The organism is Pseudomonas sp. PVC-3-1, assembly GCF_057444315.1.
In genome coordinates this window covers 3,970,557-3,992,094 of sequence record NZ_CM172023.1, presented here as the reverse complement: position 1 = coordinate 3,992,094, position 21,538 = coordinate 3,970,557, and the positions used below count along the sequence as shown (strand labels likewise).

9 protein-coding genes are annotated in these 21,538 nt (G+C 66.5%); 6 read left to right on the top strand and 3 right to left on the bottom strand.

Going from position 1 to position 21,538, the window contains the following annotated elements:
• Nucleotides 1-56: 56 nt before the first annotated feature.
• The gene (locus tag AC2T4A_RS18590) at nucleotides 57-1,685 is read right to left on the bottom strand and encodes a mechanosensitive ion channel family protein (protein WP_486741479.1); all 1,629 of its coding nucleotides are present in this window, start codon (nucleotides 1,683-1,685) and stop codon (nucleotides 57-59) included.
• 313 nt (nucleotides 1,686-1,998) lie between these two features.
• Between AC2T4A_RS18590 and AC2T4A_RS18585 the strand changes: the two genes are divergently transcribed.
• The 6 genes from AC2T4A_RS18585 to AC2T4A_RS18560 all read left to right on the top strand — a co-directional run bounded on the left by AC2T4A_RS18585 (nucleotide 1,999) and on the right by AC2T4A_RS18560 (nucleotide 20,318).
• Entirely contained in the window at nucleotides 1,999-12,564 is a 10,566-nt protein-coding gene (locus AC2T4A_RS18585) for a VCBS domain-containing protein (protein ID WP_486741478.1), read from the top strand.
• 38 nt (nucleotides 12,565-12,602) lie between these two features.
• Nucleotides 12,603-14,195 carry a TolC family protein gene (locus AC2T4A_RS18580; protein ID WP_486741477.1) on the top strand — a complete coding sequence of 531 codons (1,593 nt, stop codon included), beginning with the start codon at nucleotides 12,603-12,605 and terminating at the stop codon, nucleotides 14,193-14,195.
• Nucleotides 14,182-14,955 carry an efflux RND transporter periplasmic adaptor subunit gene (locus AC2T4A_RS18575; RefSeq protein WP_486741476.1) on the top strand — a complete coding sequence of 258 codons (774 nt, stop codon included), beginning with the start codon at nucleotides 14,182-14,184 and terminating at the stop codon, nucleotides 14,953-14,955. Before AC2T4A_RS18580 ends, AC2T4A_RS18575 begins: the two co-directional genes overlap by 14 nt.
• On the top strand, nucleotides 14,948-16,288 hold the full coding sequence (locus AC2T4A_RS18570) for an efflux RND transporter periplasmic adaptor subunit (RefSeq protein WP_486741475.1): 1,341 nt from the start codon (nucleotides 14,948-14,950) through the stop codon (nucleotides 16,286-16,288). Before AC2T4A_RS18575 ends, AC2T4A_RS18570 begins: the two co-directional genes overlap by 8 nt.
• A gap of 4 nt (nucleotides 16,289-16,292) precedes the next feature.
• A complete protein-coding gene (locus tag AC2T4A_RS18565) occupies nucleotides 16,293-18,392 on the top strand; it encodes a site-2 protease family protein (RefSeq protein ID WP_486741474.1) in 2,100 nt (699 codons plus the stop codon).
• A 354-nt stretch (nucleotides 18,393-18,746) separates the two neighbouring features.
• Entirely contained in the window at nucleotides 18,747-20,318 is a 1,572-nt protein-coding gene (locus AC2T4A_RS18560) for a sensor domain-containing diguanylate cyclase (RefSeq protein WP_416749602.1), read from the top strand.
• On the opposite strand, the gene AC2T4A_RS18555 is transcribed toward AC2T4A_RS18560, so the two are convergent.
• Both AC2T4A_RS18555 and AC2T4A_RS18550 read right to left on the bottom strand, forming a co-directional pair.
• The gene (locus AC2T4A_RS18555) at nucleotides 20,315-21,211 is read right to left on the bottom strand and encodes a LysR family transcriptional regulator (RefSeq protein WP_486741473.1); all 897 of its coding nucleotides are present in this window, start codon (nucleotides 21,209-21,211) and stop codon (nucleotides 20,315-20,317) included. The genes AC2T4A_RS18560 and AC2T4A_RS18555 overlap by 4 nt on opposite strands.
• A gap of 2 nt (nucleotides 21,212-21,213) precedes the next feature.
• Nucleotides 21,214-21,531 (bottom strand): DUF202 domain-containing protein, encoded by a 318-nt coding sequence (locus AC2T4A_RS18550; RefSeq protein WP_416749598.1) that lies wholly within the window; start codon nucleotides 21,529-21,531, stop codon nucleotides 21,214-21,216.
• Between the last annotated feature and the right edge of the window lie 7 nt (nucleotides 21,532-21,538).

The following is a 21,538-nucleotide window of genomic DNA, read 5'->3' as shown; positions in this document are numbered from 1 at the left end:
CGCGACGTTGCGCCGCGCGCCCGTGGACCGATGAGGATAGATGAGAGTTGGCGCTGTCAACGCTCCGCCGGATTCTCGGGTTTCGCCGGCGCCGCGTGCCACTGCTCGCGCGGCACCCATTTGGCCTCCTGCGGGTCGCCCAGATAGTGCGGCGACATGATCTGCACGCCGTACTCGTTGAACACATCCTGGATATTGGCGTGCAGCACGCTCAGCAGCAGCGCGCGCGGGCGCGGCTCGCTCGGAATTGCCTGGGCCACCAGACGGTACTCGGGGTAGAAGTCTGACAGGGCTGTCTGGAACACCTGCGGTGCCGGAGTTTCGAGGATGCCGTCGGTGCGTCGCGCCGCCTCGATCAGCATCGCCTCCACCTGCCGCCAGGGCGTGTCGTAGCCAATGGTGACCACCGTATCGACTACATAGCCCTGGCCCTGCACGATGCGCGAGTAGTTGCGCGTGACGGAGCCGGTGATCATCGAGTTGGGCAATGTCAGCACTTCGCCCAGGCCGGTGCGAATCGTGGTGTTGAACACGCCGACCTCGGTGACCGTGCCTTCGTTGTCGCCGATACGGACGAACTCGCCGACCCGTAACGTGCGCGAGTAGGTGAGGATCAGCCCCGAGGCGGCCTGGCCTATCACGCTGGACGCGCCCAGGGAAATCATCAGGCCCACCAGCACCGACAGCCCCTTGAAGGCCTCGGTGCCGGAGCCGGGCAGGTACGGATAGGCCATGACAATGGCGAACAGCCAGATCGCCAGGGAAGTCAGCCGTGTCGTCGGCTGCAGGGTTTCCTCGGTCAGCCAGCGCAGGTTGCCTGGGCGCGCCATGCGTTGCAGCACGTGGCGGGAAAAGCCGCTGATGGCGCGGGCGATGATCAGGATGCAGAGCGCCACCGCAAGGCCGGGCAAGGCATCGAGCATGCCATTGATGAGGTAGCGCGCCAGGTTCACCAGGTGCACGTTGAGGCTTTCGCCCCACGGCCGGGTATAGGGGAAGCGCGACAGCACGAAGCTCAACCACTGGTAGCTGAACAGGAACACCAGCAGCCAGTAGACCAGCCAGATCAGCCGGCCGACCAGGTAATAGAGGTAGCGGCTGCCCAGCAGCGGCGTCTGGCCCACTTTCAGTCGACCGCTGTGGCGGCTCATCACACCGGGTAGCCGCTCCAGCAGCTTGTTGCGCACATAGGCGATCCCGCGCAATGCGGCACCGTAGATGAGTGTCGCCAGGGCCGCCAGCCCCAGCGCAGTCAGCAGGAAGCGCAGGCTGTGCGCCTCCTGGTTTTCCGCCACCACCAGGCGCAGGTTGGCGGCGGCCTGTTCGGCGGCGGCACGTACCGAAGCACCGGGAGCGTCGAGGTCTGCCGGGGACAGGATGAAAGCGCGGCTGTAGCCCAGCAGCACCAGATAGCTGTCCTGGACCGGATCAATGCTGACCGCCAACGCATCGCTGCCTTGCAGCGCCTCCTCGATGGTCGCCTTGGCCCGATGGGCACGGACAGCCGGGGACTCCCCGAGCAGGGTGGCGCGCAGCACCACAATGGCGCGATTGCCTACCTTCAGCTCCGTCGCCGCATCGGCGGGAGCAGCCGTAGCAGCCGGTTTTTCCTCGGCGTGCCCGCTACTCGCCCAGGCGAACACCAGCCAGAGCACTACCAGCCATCGACCCAGTTGCATCCCCATTCCCCGCTCCCTGATGTTCCGGCGCACTGCCACGGCCTCTGATGGACCTCAGGCCCAAGCGTAGCCAATAGCGGATTACCTGCCTGCGGGCAGCGGAATTATCGCGCCACCTTCAGCCAAATCCTGCGCACGCCTAGGAGGGTGCGGTTTTCGCCTCAGGCCGCTGTAAGAATTCTGATACAGCGCAGATACCAGACTGTCGCTTATGTCGCTGTTCTGCTGGCGAAAATTCCAATCCCGACTAGTTTCAATTCCGTAAGCAGATATGCGTAGGACTGCTTTCCTAGGGGACTTATCAGCCGGAAATACGGAAATGCAGGCCAAAAATCGCGCGAAGATCTTTCAGCCCGTGGGACATGCCCTGGCGCTGGAACAACGTATTCTTTTCGACGGAGCCGCAGCCGCGGCCGTCGACCAGCAGCATCACGACAGTACCGCTGCGGAGGCGAAGGACACGGCCAAGCCGGCCACGGCAGTAGAGGCCCGCGCCCAGGCGGCGGCGCCCGCGCAAGCCGCGCCGCGCAACCTGGTGGTCATCGATGCTCGCCTGGAGAACCGCGATCAGCTCGCCGCCAACCTGCCGGTGGGCACCACAGCCCTGGTGGTGGACGCCGGCCAGGACGCCATCGCCGCGATCAGCAACGCGCTGACGCAACTGGGCAAGGTCGACTCGATCCAGATTTTCTCCCACGGCGCCACCGGCCAGTTCACCCTGGGCAACCAGACCTTCACCAGCCAGAGCGTTGACCAGCTCGGCGAGCGCCTGAGCGCCTGGCGCGGCGAACTCAATGCCGGCGCCGATATCCAGCTCTATGGCTGCGACGTAGGCTCGGGCAGCACAGGTCAGGCGCTGGTCAACGAGCTGGCGCGCTGGACCGGCGCTGATGTTGGCGCCTCCAGCAATGCCACCGGCTCGACCCTTGCCGGCGGTGACTGGAATCTCGAAGTACGCGCGGGGGATGTCGACAAGACTATCGCCCTGAGCGCGAGCACCCTGACCGACTTCCAGGGCCTGCTGGCCAACGCCAGCCCCACCGTGGCCATGGGCAGTGGCGGTTCGGCCGTGCGCCTGGGTGATACCTTCACCTTCGACGTCAACTTCAGCAACCCGTCCACTCAGGTCGGCTTCGCGCCCTACATCGACCTGTTCATGCCGGCCACCGGTCGTGACGGCAATGACGGCGCGACTTTCGTTTCCGCCACCTACCTGGGCCAGGCGGTGAAGAGCTTCGTCATCACCTTCGATTCCAATGGCAACGCCACCCACCCGCTGGCCAAGGACGCAAACGGCAACGCCCTGGTGATCAACGCCGCCAGCGTCGGCATGAAAGCCGGCGACCAGATGGTGGTACTGCAACTGCCCTACGCCAGCGTCACCAGCGGCCAGCCGGCCATCGGCATCCAGGTCACCGCACAACTGAGCAACCTGGCCGACACCAGCTATTCCGACGGCGCGCCGAACCTCACGATCAACGCCCGCGGCGGATTCGAGTACGGCAACGATTCCCTGAACAACCCCGCGCAGGACCCGACCCTGGTGGAGGCCGCCCTGCACAGCTTCGTGGTCACCCCGACCCTGCTGTCGGTCACCCAGACGGTGGACATGCCCGAGGGCGAGACGGTCACCGGGCCAAACTTCACCCGCACCGAGACGGTCACCGTGACCCCGGCCCCCGGCCAGACCCTGACCAACGTGACGGTCACCCAGACGGTGCCCGACCAGGTCCATGTCAGTTCCATCACGCCCGGCGCTGGGGGCACCCTGACGTCCATCACCCTGCACGACGGCACCGTGCTGACCAACCCCACGCTGATCGCCGCGGCGCTGAACAACCCCAATGTCTTCGTCGCCAGCTACACCGTTCACTACGACACCCTGAGCGCAGCCAGCACCACCACGGTCGGTTTCTACGTGCCGGAGATCGACGCCGCCGGGCGACCGGTGCTCGACCCTGCAACGGGCAATCCACGCACCATCACTTTCGGCACCGCCACCGTGAGCGGCGACTGGAACCCGCTGGACGTGCGCGACCGCCCGACCGACCCGGACGGCTATCCCTTTACCGTCACCGGCAACGGCGCGGGCATCACCTTCGTCGCCAAATCCATCACCCTGCTCAAGACGGTGAACCTGCAGAACGACGTCGGCACCCCCGGCATCACCCCCGGCGACACCCTGCGCTACACCATGGACGTGGCGATTTCCGACTTCTATGCCTTCGGCAAGAACATTCTTGGCCAGGGGCAGTTCACCATTACCGACCAACTCAGCGACGGCCAGACCTTCTCCAGCGCCAACGCGCCGAGCATCGTCATCCAGCAGCACGGTACCTCGCAGGTCATCCCGGTGATCTACACCGCCACGGTGAACGCCGATGGCAGCACCACACTGGTCTTCGATATCGGCGCCTCCATTGCCGCCGCGGTCCAGGGGCCGGGACTTTATGCCCTGTTCGGCGACCTCTGGGACGACGACATCCAGGAAGGCGCCACGCGCATGTCCGTCGTCTATGACGCGATCATCGACACCACCTACACCTCCGACCACCCGCCCCACGACCAGCTCAACGAGGGCGATAGTGTCAGCAACAACGCGCTGGTGGACGCCACCGTGCTGCGCGACTCGCTGAACATCGGCGGCGAACAGACCGATGGCTCCAGCACCACCAGCACCATCAAGACCTCCAACGTCGATATCGAGCTGACCCAGGTCAACGGCGGCGCCCCGCCGGGTAACGGCGAGCTGCGCCCCGGCGATGTGGTGACCTTCACCATTACCTATGACCTGCTGGTGGCCGATTACGAGAACTTCACCCTCACCGCCTACCTGCCGCTGCCGCTGCTCGCCTCGCAGGTCACCGACTGGACCCAGGGCACCGGCGTGGGCCAATGGACCTTCGGCGCCGGCAACAATATCGCCGACGTGCCAGACAGCGTACGCACCGGCGCCGGCAACTCGATCATCTTCAACTTCGGCAACTTCGCGTCCGGCGGCCTGAACGGCGGCCGGGTGCAGGTGCAGTTCACCATGGTCGTAGGCGACCAGCCTTTCGCCGACCAGCGCGAACTGGACGTGCTGGCGCAGTCCAGCCAGACCACCACCATCGACAAGACGGTGTTGGTTTCCTCTGATGTGGCGGTGATCGAATCGGTTGCCGAACCGGTCCTGGACATCAAGCACGGCGTCGTCTCCACTACCCACGGCACGGTCACCGGCACCACCGGCACCTGGGCCCAGCCGGGCACCACCGGCGTGCCCTTCAGTGGCAGCGTCACCAGCCTCGCGGCGGTAGACGGCAACGTCAGCGGCATCGACGGCGCCGACACCCTGCGCCTGGCCACGGCGATCAAGAACAGCGGTGGCGGCAACGCCTATGACGTCACCACCAGCATCACGCTGCCGGCGGGCCTGGCCTTCGTCGGCGGCAGCCTGTCGACCGCCAACCTGCAGATCCATCGCGGCGATGGCACCCTGCTGGTGCAGGGCGTCGACTACAGCATCAGCGGCAACAGCATCACCTTCCTCGACGCCAACAACCAGGGCACCCTGCTGAATGGCCGCGCCGGCACAGCCAACGATCTCTCCGGCGCCAACGTCGTGGTGATCACCTACGACGTCACCGTGAGCAACGCCATCCTCGCCTCGAGCACCCTGCAGAGCAGCGCCGCGCTGACCCGCTATGCCAGTGTCGAGGGCGGCCAGGACTTCACTCCGGTGGACATCGTCGAGATCGCCAACCAGCAGGTGGCGGCGCCGACCATCACCAAGACCTACCAGAACGGCAGCCTTACCGACGACGACTCCAGCGCCGGCCACACCAGCGGCAGTAACCTGGTGATCGGCGAAAAGATGACCTACGACATCGTCGTCACGCTGCCCGAAGGCGGCACCGCCAACCTGCGTCTTTCCGACCTGATCCCGCCGGGCCTGCGCCTGGATACCACGGCCTTCGGCGGCGCGGGTTACCAACTCATCTTCAATGCGACCGACAACGCTATCGACCCCTTCAGCGGCGCGCTCCTGCAGAATTTCAACGGGACCGTCAGCATTATTCCGTCAACCCCCAACGGCGGCGACGGTGTCGATCTGCAACTGGTGTTCAGTGCCGCCGGCGCCGCCGCTGACAATAACGTCGGCAACAACGCCTTCGTCATTCGCCTGGTGCTGGTGGCCAGCAACGTGCTGAGCAATCAGCAGGGCGTGCCCCTGAACAACGGCGCGCAAATCACCTACAGCGACCCCGACGGCGATACGCCCAACGGCGCCACGGCGGTGGATCGCACCGTCGCCAGCCCGCAGCAGCCCTCGGTGACCATCGTCGAGCCGACGCTGACGGTGAGCCAGCAAGTCACTTCCACGCCCACCTACGGCGGCTTCGACGAAGGCGACACGGTCACCTACACCATCACCATCAGCAACAATTCCGGCACCAATGCCTTCGATCTCAGCCTGCTGAACATACTGCCCACGCAGATGGACAACATCGTGATCACCGGCAAGGTCTACAACGGCGGCGCCACTAACAACGGCGGCGTGGACTTCATCATCCAGAACGGCCAACTGGTCACCGCCAACGGCGCCAACATCGATATCGTCAATGGCGGCAACATCGTCATTACCCTGTCGGGCGTGGTGAACGCCACGGCAGCCGGCCAGGCGGTCATTTCGAACAACGTCGTGGTGCGCTGGACCAGCCTGGACGGCCTGAACAACACCACCGACACCGGCGCCGGCGAACGCAGCGGCGACGACGGACTGCTCAATTCCGGGGTGCTCAACGACTACCGGCAGATCAACACGCTGCTCATTCCCGTCACCAACGGCATCCAGGTCTCCCGCGTCGGCGGCCTCGACGCCACGCCACCGGCGACCAACTCCTCGGGCGCCATCGATACCGCCGGCCTGGAGGAAACCGTCGTGGTCGGCGAGATCATCCGCTACCGCGTGGCGGTCGTAGTACCCACCGGCGACAACCCCAACTACCAGATCCGCATCGAGCTGGCTCCCGGACTGGAGTTCATTCCGGCCGATCTCAACAACATCCTGATCGCCCTGGGCTCCAGCACCGGCGGGCTCACTACGGACGCCACCAACCTGATCAGCGGCGGCTCGCTGATCATGATCGGCAACCAGAACAGCGACGTCTCGCTGCCGATCCACCCGGACCTCTCCGGCGACAAACCCACCGGTATCTTCAACATCAACAGCGGGCGCCTGGCGATTTCCACTGATGGCCGGACCATCACCTTCAACCTGGGCAACCTGACCAACACCGAAGTGAACGATGGCGATATCGAAGGCGTGATCCTGGAGTTCAACGTTCGCGTCGCCAACATCGCCAGCAACCAGACCGGCGCGCAGCTGAGCATGAATGTGTTCGAACACGTCGGCGCCGGTGCCGGCGTCGATCGCGGTCACAGCGCCACGATCTTCGAGCATGTGGTGGAGCCGAGTTTCACCGGCATGGACAAGTCGGTCATCGACATCGCCGCCGGCAGTGTGGCGGGCACGACCAACGCCACCGTCTCCGTCAGCTTCACCCAGAACGGCGAAGTCCCGGCTTACAACGTCGTGCTGCGCGACCAGTTCCCCAATGGCAGCGACTACGCGATCCAGAGCATCGTTATCAACGGCACCAGCTACACCACCGGCAACCTGCCGGCGGGCGTCACCGCCAGCGTGGTGGGCGGCCAGGTGGTACTCACCTTCGACCAGCTGAACGTCAACGCCAAGGTGCAGGTGATCTACAGCGTCACCCTGCCCAACACCATCGTTCCCGACGACGTCAACAGTTCCGCGGTACTGACCTGGACCAGCCTGCCCACCAGCTTCGAGAACGCCGGCTGGGGCGGCTCGCTGCCACTGACCGCCGGCGGTGCCGATGGCGAACGCACCGGTCAGGACGGCGCCACCGGCCTGAACGACTACATCCTCAGCGACGGCGCCGGCATGGGCGTGGTGCAAGGCACCCTGTGGGATGACACCAAGTCCGCCACCAACAGCGTAACGCCCGACGGCCCCGGCCTGGGCGGCATCGGCGTGACCCTGACCTGGGCCGGCGACGACGGCGTGTTCGGCAACGCCGACGACCGCACGTTCAACACCGTGACCGCCGCCGACGGCACCTACCAGTTCGCCATCCTGCCCTCGGGCAACTACCTGGTGGCGGTGGCGCAGAACTTCGCCCAGGCGAGCAATAACCGCTTCCACGTGCGCGTCGACACCGACACCGGGACGTCCACCGTCGGCCTGGGCAACATCAACCTGAACCTCACCGAGGGCGCCATCGGCATCGCCAACGCCGGCTACGTGCACATCAACGAAGCGCCGATCAACACCGTCACCGACCAACACGGCCAGGAAGACACCGTGCTGCATATCGTCGGCCTCACCACCAGCGACGTGGACGTCAACGCCGGCAATGCCGACGGCATCATGACCGTCACCCTCAGCGTGGTGCACGGCGTGCTCTGGCAGAGCGCGACGACGCCCGGTGCAAGCGATGCGCCCCCGGCTGGCGCAGGTCGCACCCTGGTGCTGACCGGCACCCTGCAGCAGATCAACGCCGCCCTCGGGCAGATCTATTACAAGGGCGACCAGGACTTCAACACCGCCCGCAATGCCGAAACCCTGACCATGGTGACCAACGACCAGGGTAATTTCGGCGACGCGGACGGCGACGGCATCCCCGGCGAAAACCCCGACGACGCCCTGAAAGACACCGACACCCTGAACATCGTCATCGACCCGGTGAACGACGCGCCCATTGCCCACCCCGACCTCGCCATCGCCATCGAAGCCGGCGGCTCGAATAACGCCACGGTCGGCGTCGATCCGACGGGCAACGTGCTGGACAACGATACCGACGTGGACATCGCCACCAACGGCGACATCCTCAAGGTCACCCGTCTGGAGAACTCCCTCGGCGGCTTCGTCACGGTACCCGCCACCGGCGTGGTCAGTCTCGCCGGCCGCTACGGCACGCTGTACATAACCGCCACAGGCGGCTTCCAGTACGTGGTCGACAACACCAACGCCGCGGTACAGGCACTACGCAGCGCGGGCGACGTGCTGCGCGAGTCCTTCGGCTATTTCATCGAAGACAGCGGCCGCCTGGGCAGCTCGACGTCCCTGACCATCGACATCCACGGCGCCAACGACACCCCTGTGGCGCGCAACGACGCGGGCACCGCTGTCGAAGCCGGTGGCGCCAACAATGGCAGTCCCGGCTCGGACGCCATCGGCAATGTGCTGCTCAACGACAGCGATGTGGACTCCACGGTCTACGGCGAGACCAAGGCAGTCAGCCTGGTGCGCTACGACGGCATCGGCGGCGGGCGCATCTTCCCGGTAGCTCCCGGCGCGCCGGCGACGCTGCAGGTCCTCTATGGCAGCCTGACGATGAACGCCGATGGCTCGTACCGCTACGTGGTCGACAACAGCAACCCTGTGGTCAATGCCTTGTCGCCCGGGCAAACCCTCACCGAGGTATTCACCTACCAGGTCACCGACAAGGGCGGCCTGAGCGCCATCGCCACCCTGACCATCACCATCCAGGGCGCCAACGACGCCCCGGTGGCAGTGGACGACCACAATACCGCCACCGCTGGCGCCAGCGACGGCAGCCCGGCGCCGGTCAACGCCAGTGGCAACGTGATCACCGGCGCTCCGGGCACCGGCGTGGACACCGACGTCGACAACGCGGACAAGCCCAATGCCGACAAGCTTCGGGTCGATGGCATTCGCTCCGGCCTGGAGACCGCCGGCGGCGCGCTGACGACCGTCGCCGGCACCATCAGCATCACCGGCACCGCCGCACGGCTGGCCAACGGCACGATCATCAGCGGCAACTTTGGCCAGCTCACCATCGGCGTCGACGGCACCTACACCTTCATCGTCAACAGCGCTGACCCGGCCATTCGCGCGCTGACCGCCAACCAATCGCTGGACGTGGTCTTTACCTACCGCATCCATGACAGCGGTGGCCTGACCGACCTGGCACAGTTGGTGATCACCGTCACCGGCGTCAACGACCCGCCCATCGTCCAGCCCGTGGAAATCCACGCCACCGAAGCCGGCGGCCTGAACAACAACATTCCCGGCCTGGACCCGACCGGCAGCATCCGCGGCTCGTACACCGACCCGGACGGCGATGTCCTCACCATCACTGCCGTGGTCAATCCCAACGGGATCAGCGGCAATGTCGGGGCAGACCTCGCCGGCAACCACGGGGTTCTGCTGCTCAACGCCGACGGCAGCTACCGCTTCGTGGTCAACAATCTCGACCCGGCCGTCCAGTCATTGCGCACCTATAACGACACACTGACCGAGGTGTTCACCTACACCGTCAGCGACGGCAATGGCAAATCGATCACCCGGACCTTCACCGTGGTCATCCACGGGCAGAACGACACCCCCATCGCCGCCGACGATACCGGCACCGCCGTCGAAGCCGGCGGGACGCTCAACACCACTCCCGGCGCCCCGGCTACCGGCAACGTGCTGCCCAACGACCTCGACGTCGACGGCGCCGCCTACGGCGAAACCAAAGTGGTGGATGCCGCGCGTAGCGGCGACAAGAGCAGCGGCGGAACGCTGGTCGACCTCACCGCCAGCGGCGGCGTGATCGCCGGCAGCTACGGCACCCTGGTACTCAACGCCAACGGCACCTACACCTATACGGTGAACGACAGCCTCGCGGCGGTGCAGGCCCTGAAGCTGGGCGACAGCCTGGTGGAATCCTTCACCTACCGCATGCACGACACCGCTGGCGCCAGTTCCATTGCCCAGCTGACCATCACCATCGAAGGCCGCTACGACGCCCCGGTAGCCAACGACGACATCAACTACGCCGTCGCCAACCTCGACGGCAGCGGCGGCCGCAACCCCACCGGCAACGTGATCACCGGCCTGACCGGAATCTTCGCGGGAATCGGCGCCGACACCGACGTCGATGCTGGCGACCACATGCGCGTCACCACCATTGCCAAAGGCCCCGAAGGCGCCCAGGTGAACACCGTGGCGGTGGTGGCGGGCAGCCCGCAGACCATCCAGGGCGCCTTCGGTACCCTGGTGATCAATGCCGACGGCAGTTACCAGTACTTCGTCGACAGCACCAACCCGGACATCATCTCCCTCGGCCCGCTGGCGTTCGCCCTCGAATCCTTCACCTACCAGGTGACCGACGACGGTGGGCTGAATGACAACGCCACGCTGATCATCCTGATCCGCGGGCGCAACGAACCACCGGTCACCGCACCGGACTTCGGCAGCGCCGTGGAAGACGGCGGCCTGCACAACAACGTGCCGGGCAGCAACCCCTCGGGCAATGTACTGGCCAACGACACCGACCCGGACACCATCACCACCATCCCGCAGGACGTGATGCACGTGGTCTCCTTCTGGGCCGGCGACAGCCCGACATCCACCACTGTCACCGCGCCCGGCCAGACCCTGCGCGGCCAGTACGGCACGCTGACGCTGAACCAGGACGGCAGCTGGAGCTATGCGCTGGACAACACCCTGCCGGAAGTCGAAGCCCTGCGCGCCAGCGGCCAGACCCTGCAGGACAAGTTCACCTACCTGGGCGCAGACATCTGGGGCGGCGCCACCCCCGGCCTGCTGACCATCACCATCGATGGCCGCAACGACACGCCGATCGCCAGCGATGACGCCGCCATCGCCGTCGAGGCCGGCGGCGTGAACAACGGTACGCCCGGCGTCGACCCGCGCGGCAACGTGCTGGACAACGACACCGACGTCGACGGCGTACAGTACGGTGAGACCAAGACCGTCCTGCAGTACACCGGCGAAAACGGCAACAGCGCCAGCGCCGGCCAGGTGCTCCAGGGGCTCTACGGCAAGCTGACGATCAACGCCGACGGCAGCTACCAGTATGTCGTGGACAACGACAGCCCCACGGTACAAGCGCTGCGCACCGCTGGCGAAACCCTGCGGGAGGTCTTCATCTACCGCATGCGCGACACCGCTGGCGCTACCTCCGATGCCCGCCTGACCGTGACCATCCAGGGCGCCGATGACAACCCGGTGGCGCGCGACGACAGCAACTTTGCCAGCGATGAAACGCCGGCGCCGCAGGCCAGCGGCAACGTGCTGCCCAACGACAGCGACGTCGACGGCGGCGACGCCATCAGCGTGACCGGCATCCGTACCGGCGAAGAGTCGGGCAGCGGCAACGCCGGCGTCGTCGGCCAGCCCATCGCCGGTCGCTACGGCACCCTCGTGCTCAACGCCGACGGCAGCTACACCTACACCATCGACATGAGCAACCGGGAAGTGCTGGCCGCCGCTGGCCTGGGGCAGGTTCTCAAGGACTACTTCACCTACACCATCAGTGACCTGACCGGGCTCAGCGACCAGGCCCAGCTGACCATCACCCTGGACATCGCCACGCCCTACATCCCGCCGGGCCCGCACTTCGATCGCTTCGGCGACGATGGCTACCCCCGTGACCGCATACCCAACGTCGACCCGGCGATCTTCGTGCAGCCGGTGGTCGAGCGCATCGACGAGCGCCTGTCCCTCTCGGGCTGGGGAGCAGACGGCAGCAACGTCGAGTTCTTCGCCACACCGGAGATCGAAAGTCCCTCGCTCGGCGCGCAGCTGGGCCAGGTGAAGGGCCAGTTCGTCGCCCGCGCCGTGGCCGAGAGCCGTCGTGCGGCGGCCCTGGACAACAATTGGGTGGACGGCCGCCACGGCGTGATCAGCCTGAGCGCCGACGGCCTGTTGCCCGACCCATCGCTCTGGGCTCCCTTCCCCGCCGACATGGTAGGCAAGCCCGACAAGGCCACACAGACCGCACCTGGCTTCCGCGCCCAGTTGCGCGAAGCCGCCCAACGCCGGAGCGGTGGCCAATGAGGAACTCGCGACTCTTTAGGATTGATCAAGGACAGAACATGCCCGCCTACGCACTGAAATGCCTGAGCGCCACCATCACCGTCAGCATCCTGCTCAGCGCCTGCTCGGCGTTCGAGCCCAAGCCCTATACCGAGGAGGAAATGCGCCAGCGGGTAATCGATGATCAGGCGCGGATGTACAAGGAGCAGGAGCCGGTCAGCGGGCCGATCACCTTCTACGAGGCCTCGGCGCGGGCGTTGAAATACAACCTCGACTACCGCCTGAAGCTGCTGGAAAGCGCGCTGGCCTCCGATCTGCGCGACGTCACCAGTCACGAGATGCTGCCCCGCGTCGTGGCCTCGGCGGGCTACGCCGGGCGCAACAACGATTCCGGCGGCACCTCCATCGGCATCGAGGACCGCCAGGTCAGCTTGCGCCCGTCCACCTCGGAAGAGCGCTACCGCCAGCTCTACAGCCTGGGGCTGTCCTGGAGCCTGCTGGACTTTGGCGTTGCCTACTTCCGCACCCAGCAGAAGAACGACCAGATGCTGATGGCCGAGGAACGCCGCGAGAAGGTCGCGCAGAACGTCCTGCAGGACGTGCGCAATGCCTACTGGCGCGCGCTGGGCGCGCAGCGCCTGTTGCCGGAAGTGGACGGCTTGCTGATGCGCACCCACCGCGCCCTGACCTCCGCCCGCGAGGCCGAAGGCAAGGGCCTGCTGCCGCGCCAGGACATCCTCGCCTACCAGCGTGCCCTGCTCGACTCGGTGTACATGCTTACCGTGCGCCGCCAGGACCTGGAATTCGCCCGCGCCGAACTGGCCGCGCTGATGTCGCTGCCGCCGAACACGAAAATGGTCCTGGCCGACATCGGCGAGCAACCGCTGCCGCTGGTGACCAATAACGTCGAGCGGCTGGAGCGCCTGTCGCTGGAACGCCGTCCGGAGATCATGGAGGAGTGGTATCGCAAGCGCGTCGACATGAACGACCTGAAGATCGCCAAGGCCCAGCTGTGGCCCAACGTGAGCTTCAACTACGGCTACGAGTACGACTCCAACAAGTACCTGTACAACAATGACTGGAACCAGACTGGCATCAACGTCTCGATGAACCTGCTGCGCCTGGCGCAGTACCCGGACATCAAGGCCGCCGAGGCCAGCCAGGAGAAGACCGACGACATGCGCCGCACCGCGCTGTCCATGGCCATCCTCACCCAGGTCCGGGTCGGCCTGCTGCGCTACCAGCTGGCGCGCCAGGAAGTGGAGTTCGCCGACGAGAGCCTGCGCGTTGACCAGAGCCTGCTCAGTTACGCCCAGTCCGCCCGTGGCGCCGCCCTGGGCAGCGAACTGGAGCTGATCCGCGCCGAGGGCCGCTACCTGCTCTCGCGCTACCAGCGCGAAGCCGCTTACTCCGACGCCCAGGCGGCCTGGGGGCGGCTGTACAACTCGGTGGGCTTCGAGGTGATGCCCAAGGAAATCGAGAACCACGACGTGAAGACCCTCGCGCGGGAAATCCAGCGCACCCTGGAACAGCAGACCAGCACCAACCTGCTCGCCAGCAACGGCCCCGCCGCCGCTCAGGCTTCCGTCGTGCAACCTTCCATTGGGCAAGCTTCCGTCGGGCAAAAGGAAACCGCCAATGCCGCGCAGTAAGTCGTACCTGCTCCTCCCGTTGTGCCTGATGTTCCTCCAGCCGGCACTGGCCGAAGACGCCAGCGCCCTGCCGCCTCTTCCCGACAAACAGGATCCCGGCGCGATCCGGGTACTGCTGGTCTCCAACCTGGAAACCACCCTCTCCGCCCAGATGAACGGGACGCTCGGCGCGCTCAAGGCCAGCCTTGGCGACAAGGTCGCCAAGGACGCCCAGCTCGCCCAGCTCAACTGCGTCGAGGTCAATGCCCGCGCCAAGGTTGCCGGCGCCGAACTGAACATGGCCCGCGCCAACCTGGCCGCCAAACAGAACCTGCGCAAGCTCGATGCCGTCGGCGACCTGGAAGTGGCCATGGCCAACACCGAGGTGCAGAAAGCCGACGGGGCCCTCACCCTGGCCCGTGCCCAGGCCGGCTATTGCCAGATCGACGCGCCGTTCTCCGGACGCATTGCCAAGGTCTACGTCAAGCCGTACCAGACGGTGACGGCCGGCACGCCGCTGTTCGACCTGGTCAGCGACGGCGCGCTGAAAGTCCGCCTCAACGTACCCTCATCCATGCTGCCCAGCCTGCGCCCGGACATGCCCCTGGAAGTGGACATCCATGAAACCGGCAAGCAGTACCCGGCCAAGGTCAGCGTGATCAACGCGCGGGTCGACGCCGTGGCGCAGACCGTGGAACTCGAGGCGAAGCTGGATGCCAGCTACCCCGAACTGATCGCCGGCATGAGCGGGGTCGCGCGCTTCCCCGAAAGCCATGAGTGAGCTGCTGCCACCCCCCCAGCTGCTGCTGAGCCTGGCCAATGTGCGCGACAAGGCGCTGGCGGCCGACTCCCTCGGCGGCCTGGCCTTCAGCATCGCCAACGACCTGTTCCCGCTGCTGCGCTTCCACCAGGCGCTGGTGTTCGCCTGCCATGAGTCGCGCAACGAATTGCTGGCAGTGTCCGGACTGGCCAAGCCCACCGAGGACTCGCCCTACCTGGTCTGGCTGGAACGCGCCAGTCGCTGGGTCGCTGCGCAGGTACCCGACGCCACGCCGACCTGGCTGGCCCGCGAGGCCATCGAACCACCCGCCGACATCGCCGAAGGCTGGAGCGAATGGTGGCCCGCCGGGCTCTGGTGCGTACCGCTGCACGACCGCGCGGGCAAACGCCTCGGGCTGGTGCTGTTCCTGCTCGACGAACCTCCGGCGCGCAACCTGCAACCGTTGCTGCTGGGAATCTGGCAGACCTGGGCACACGCCTGGGCCTCGTTCGGGCCACGTACCCGCCTGCGCTTCTGGCGGCCGAGCAAACGCCAGGTGCTGGTCGGCGTGATTGCACTGGCCGCTCTGCTGCTCATTCCGGTACGGCAGACGGCCCTGGCGCCGGCGGAAGTCGTGTCGCGCAACGCCCAGGTGATCAGCTCGCCGATCGACGGGGTGATCGTCAAAATGCTGGTTCGCCCCAACCAGAACGTAGACGTCGGTACGCCGCTCTTCGAACTGGACGAAACCACCCTGCGCAGCCGCGCCGACGTGCTGGCCAAGGAAGTCGCCGTGGCCGACGCCGAACTCATGGCGGCCAGCCAGCGCGCCTTCGACAACCCGCAGAGCAAGAGCGAACTCACGGTGCTCGACGGCCGCGCCCGCCAGCGTCGTGCCGAGCTGGCTGCCGTGCAGGCACAACTGGCGCGTACTCGAGTGCTCGCGCCGCGCGCTGGCGTGGCCGTGTACAGCGACCCGAACGACTGGCTGGGCAAGCCCGTGGTCACCGGCGAGCGCATTCTGCAGATTGCCGATCCGAAAGCGCCGGGCATGCGCATCCAGTTGCCGGTAGCCGACGCCATCGCACTGGAGCCGGGAGCGAAAGTGGCGCTGTTCCTCACCGCATACCCGCTCGACCCGCTGCACGGGGAAATCCTCGATACCAGCTACCAGGCCAAGCCCAGCGACGAAGGCGTCGCCTCCTACCGCCTGCTGGCCAGCGTCGAGGATGCGCCGCCCCATGCGCGACTCGGTTTACACGGCACCGCCAAGCTCTATGGCGAGCGCGTGGTGCTGGGCTATTACCTGCTGCGTCGCCCGCTGGCCTCGCTGCGCGCCTGGACCGGCTGGTAGCGCCATGGACATCGCCGCCGAAGACCTGCCCACCCCGCCCCTGCGGGACGACCTGCGCCTGGATGAAGCCGCCCCCGGCTCGGACGGAGAGCCGGTGTGGGTGATCCAGGACAGCGTACTCAATCGTTTCTACCGCATCGGCTGGCTGGAGTTCGAATGCCTGCTGCGCTGGGAACAGACACCCCGCCAGATCAGCGAGCAGATCGCCGAGCAGACCGCGCTCAAGCCCGACGCCGAGCAGGTGCTGGGCTTCCGCCAGTTCCTCGAACACCACCAGTTGCTGCGCCCAGGCCCCGAAGCCCTGGCGCGCCTCGCTGCACGCAGCGAAGGCAAACAGTGGACGACCTGGAACTGGTGGCTGCACCACTACCTGTTCTTCCGCATTCCGCTGATTCGCCCGCAACGCTTCCTGCGCGCCATCGCCGGCAGCCTCGACTGGTTGTTCAACCGCTACGTGGCGACGCTGGTGCTGCTGCTCAGCCTTGCCGGCATCGTGCTGGTGGCGCACCAGTGGGACACCTTCACCCACGACGTGGTGGAGTCCTTTTCCTTCGAGGGCCTGCTCAGCTTCGCCGCCGCGCTGGTGGTGGCGAAGACGCTGCACGAACTCGGGCACGCGCTGGTGGCGACGCGACTGGGGCTCAAGGTCGCGCACATGGGCATCGCCTTCGTGGTGATGTGGCCGATGCTCTACACCGACACCGGCGAGAGCTGGAAACTGCGCAGCAACCGCCAGCGCCTGGCAATTGCCAGCGCGGGCATCATCACCGAACTGGGCCTGGCCGGGCTGTCCACGCTGGGCTGGGCGCTGGCCGATCCCGGCCCCCTGCGCAACGCCCTGCTCTACCTGGCGACCACCAGCTGGGCGCTGTCGCTGGCGCTGAACGCCAGCCCCTTCATGCGCTTCGACGGCTACTTCATCTTCTCCGACCTGCTGGACTTCCCCAATCTGCATGAGCGCGCCGGCGCACTGGCGCGCACCACGCTGCGACGCAACCTGCTGGGGCTGGACGAGCCCTGGCCGGAGCACTTCCCCACCGGCAAGCGCCGGGCGCTGGTGGCCTTCGCCTTCGGCACCTGGGTCTACCGCCTGCTGCTGTTCCTCGGGATCGCCGTGGCGGTCTACTACTTCTTCTTCAAACTGCTGGGGATCTTTCTGTTCGCCGTGGAAATCAGCTGGTTCATCGTTCAGCCCGTGTGGCGAGAACTCAAGGTCTGGTGGCAGCGCCGCGCGGAAGTGCAGCCGCGGCGCAAGCTGGTGTTCCTCGCGCTACTCGGCGCCTTGCTGCTCCTGCTCGCCATTCCCTGGCGCACCCAGGTGCACGCCATGGGCGTGGCCCGTGCGGCTGCGCAACTGCACGTCTACGCGCCCTTCCCCGCGCTGCTGCGCGACCTGCGCCCAGGCGGCGAAGTCGGCCAGGGCGAGACGCTGGCGGTGATGGAGGAACCCGACATCGCCGCCAAGATTCGCAGCAGCGAAGCCGGCATCCGTGGCTTCCAGGGGCGTCTGGCCGGCATGCTCGCCGACCCCGCGGGCCTCTCCGAAGAAGCCGTCACCCGCCAGCGCCTGGGGGTGGAGTACCAACAGGCCCGCGCCGCCCGCAACGAAATGGCGCGCCTGAACCTGACAGCGCCCTTCGCCGGCCGCTGGATGGACGTCAACCCGGACTGGAAGCCCGGCCAGTGGATCAACACCCGCGAGCCCATCGGCGTGCTGGTGGACCCACGGCACTGGCTGGTGGACGCCTACGTCAAGCAGGACGAAGTGCAGCGCCTGACCGACGGCGGCCGTGTGCGCTTCTACCCCGAAGGCATACCGCAGCCCATTGAAGGCCAGGTGGTGCTGATCGGCACCACGCGCATCAGCCAGCTGGAACAGCCGATGCTCGCCTCGCGCTACGGCGGCCCGCTGAACGTCAACGCGCAGGGCGAATCCCTCGTACCCAACCCGGCGCTGTTCCACATACTGGTCAAGCTGGACGCCGCGCCACCGAACCTCCACGAAACCCGCGGCCACCTGCAGATCGAAGGCGCACGGCGCAGCTGGCTGGGCGAAGGCTTCACCCGCCTGCTGGCCGTTGCACTGCGCGAGAGCGGCTTCTAGCGAGGGGTGCAACGGGCCGCCCCTTCTGGCGTTTGTTCCTGACCAGGGGGCAACGTCGCGGACATCCTTCCCGTAGGAGCGGACTCCGTCCGCGATGGTTTCGCCCAGCTCCCAGGTCGATGGGAGTGGCGTTGAATCGATCTCGGACGGAGTCCGCTCCTACGCCCAAGCCTTTAGGCTGAGCTCTGATCTGAAGAACAGCGAAGTGACGGATACCGCAAGCCTGCCTATCCTCAACCTCGCACCGTCGAGGATCGACGGGTAGGCTGCAGGTACCCCTCATCAGAACCGGCATTCGATGACTCGAACCCAGATACCTCACCCAGCAATCCCACCACCAGCGCAGGGCCAGCCATGAAGCGCTGGAGCCGCAAGCCGCTGACGCTGCGGGTGCTGATCCTCGCCTTCGTCCTGCTGGCTGCACTGGCGACCCTGGGCAACAGCCTGGTGGTGGCCTACAACGTGCAGCGCAGCGCACTCATCCACTCCACCCTGGAAGCCAATCGCGCCTATGCCGCCAAGGTGGCTTCGAGCATCAGCGAATTCCTCAGCTCCGCGCAGCGCAACCTGGCCTACAGCGCGGCAATACAGGCCAGGCATTTCGATGAACCCGCCGTGCTGCGCGCCGAGGCGATGCGCCTGCAGGCGCAGGACACCTTTTTCAATTCGCTGATCGTCGTCGATGCCCATGGCAAGGTGCTCCAGGCCTATCCCGATTCCCTGCAGATCGTCGGCACCACGCTGCGCTCGGAAAGCGTGCAGGAAGCGCTGCGGCTGAAGCAGCCAAAGATCAGCCAGGCCTACGTTTCCATCGCCGGCAACCTCGTGGTGCTGATCTCCCAGCCGATCATCGGTGCCAACGGCGAGTACCTGGGGCTGGTCGGCGGCTCGGTGTACATCCTCAAGCCCAGCGTGCTGCACACCATCATCGGCAGCCATTTCCAGGAGGAAGGCACCTTCGCCTTCGTCGCCGATGCCAACCGGCGCCTGCTGCACCACCCCGAGGTGGCGCGCGTCGGCGAATTGCTCGTCCACAGCAGCACGGTGGACGCCGCCCTGCGCGGGGAAAGCGGCGTCATGGAAGTGCTCAACTACAAGGGCGTGCCCATGCTCGCCGGCTACGCCAATGTGCCCGCCGCCAACTGGGCGGTGGTCGCCCAGCAGCCGCGCGACCTCAGTCTCTCGCCGTTGAACCTGCTGATGAAGGACATGCTCATCGGCCTGATCCCGGCCAGCCTGATGGGTGTACTGGCCATCTGGGCCGGCACCCTGTTGATCACCCGACCACTGCGCCAGTTGGCGAAGAGCGCCGAGCAGTTGTCGAACCCGGAAACGCCCCGCGAACTGCAGGACATCAAAACCTGGTATCGCGAGGCGGCGGCGATCCGCGCGGCGCTGCTCACTGGCGTCGGGTTGATGCAGCAGAAGTTCGGACGCCTGAGCCTGGAGGCGCAAAGCGACGTCCTGACCGGCCTCGCCAACCGCCGGGCGCTGGGCGCCGCGCTGGAAGCGCTGGGCCAATCCGGGCGGCCCTACTCGGTGCTGGCGGTGGACATCGATCACTTCAAGAAGGTCAACGACACCTGGGGACACGATGCCGGCGACGAGGCCCTGCGCCGCGTCGCTGCCGTGCTGCGCGATTCGTCCCGGGCCGACGATCTGGCCTGTCGCTCGGGAGGCGAAGAGTTCGTCCTGCTGCTGCCGGAAACCACCCTGGAAGCGGCCAGCGCCATCGCCGAGCGCATCCGCGAAACCGTGGCGATCACGCCGATACCGCAAGTGGGCCTGCTTACCCTGTCCATCGGCGTCGCCGAGTCCGGCGGGGCAGCGTCAACCGCGGAATCCGTGCTCAAACAGGCCGACCGCCGCCTCTACCGCGCGAAACAGACTGGCCGCGACCGTGTAATCAGCAGTGACGCCAGCTAGTCCATCGGATCGAGCGTCGTCAGCCGCGATGCCAATGCACGCGCCAGGTCGTTGATCCGCCCGCCATCGCCCAAGCCGGGGGCGATATAGATGGCCACGGGAAACGCCACCGCCTCCTCCAGGGGCAAGGGCTGGCGGTTCAGGCCCAGCAGACGTGCCATCCTCGCCGGCAGGGTCACCCCCAGCGGATGGCGGTCCAGCATCAGCCGCGCGGCAAGGGCGCTCTGCACCCGGCAGGCGATATTCCTGCGCAGTCCGCGTAGGCCAAGCTGCAAGTCCACCGGGCACAGGCCGCCACGCCGGGCGGACACGTGGACCTGGGGCTGCCGCAGGTAGTCGGCGAGCGTCTGCGGGGGACTCTCCAGCGCAGCACCGTGGGCGAAGACGTAGCGGTCCGCCGGCACCGAGATACGCTCGATGCCGTAGCCGAACGGCACCACCTGTTCGATGTCCAGCAGCACGTCCAGCCGGCCTTCGCGCAGTTCGTCGAAGGCCACGCGGCGCTGTGGATGGTAGAAGCTTACCCGCCACGCCTCGCCCAGCCGCGCCAGGGCGGTGTCGAGAAACAGCGGCTGCAGGCAGTCGACACAGCTGACCCGCAGTTCGGGTGCCGTCGACGGGCGCCCGGGCACCTGGCGCCAGCCTTCGCGCAGGCTTTCGAAGGCCAGGCGTACATGGTCGGCCAGACGATGCCCCGCAACAGTGGGCGTCACACCCAGGTGGCTCTTGATGAACAGCGGATCGCCGCAGTGCTTGCGCAGGCGGCTCAGGGCATTGCTCACCGCCGGCTGGCTCAGGCCCATCAACCGCGCGGCGCGGGTGATGCTGCGCTGCTGGTAGATGGCGTCGAACACCAACAGCAGGTTCAGGTCGAGGTCATACAGGTCGTGCATGGTCAGCAATCGTCGTGCAACAGGATCAGGCCGAACAACAGTCCGGCGGTGAGCATCAGCGTCAGGCTCAGCCAGGCCACGGCGTGGCCGTTGCCGACTGGTGCCGAGCCGGCCAGCGCGCGGGAGCCGCGTCGGTAATGTGCGCCCTGCCCGAGCTGGCAGACCAACGCACAGCCCGTCAGCAGCGCAGCCGGAACCAGAGCGAATACGGACAGCTCGCCGATCCTCCGCAGCACCAGCGCCGCCAGCACCAGCAGCACCAGCAGGGTTCGCGTCCAGGCCAGGGTGGTGCGTTCGGCCTGCAATCCGTTATCGCTCATGCCCACT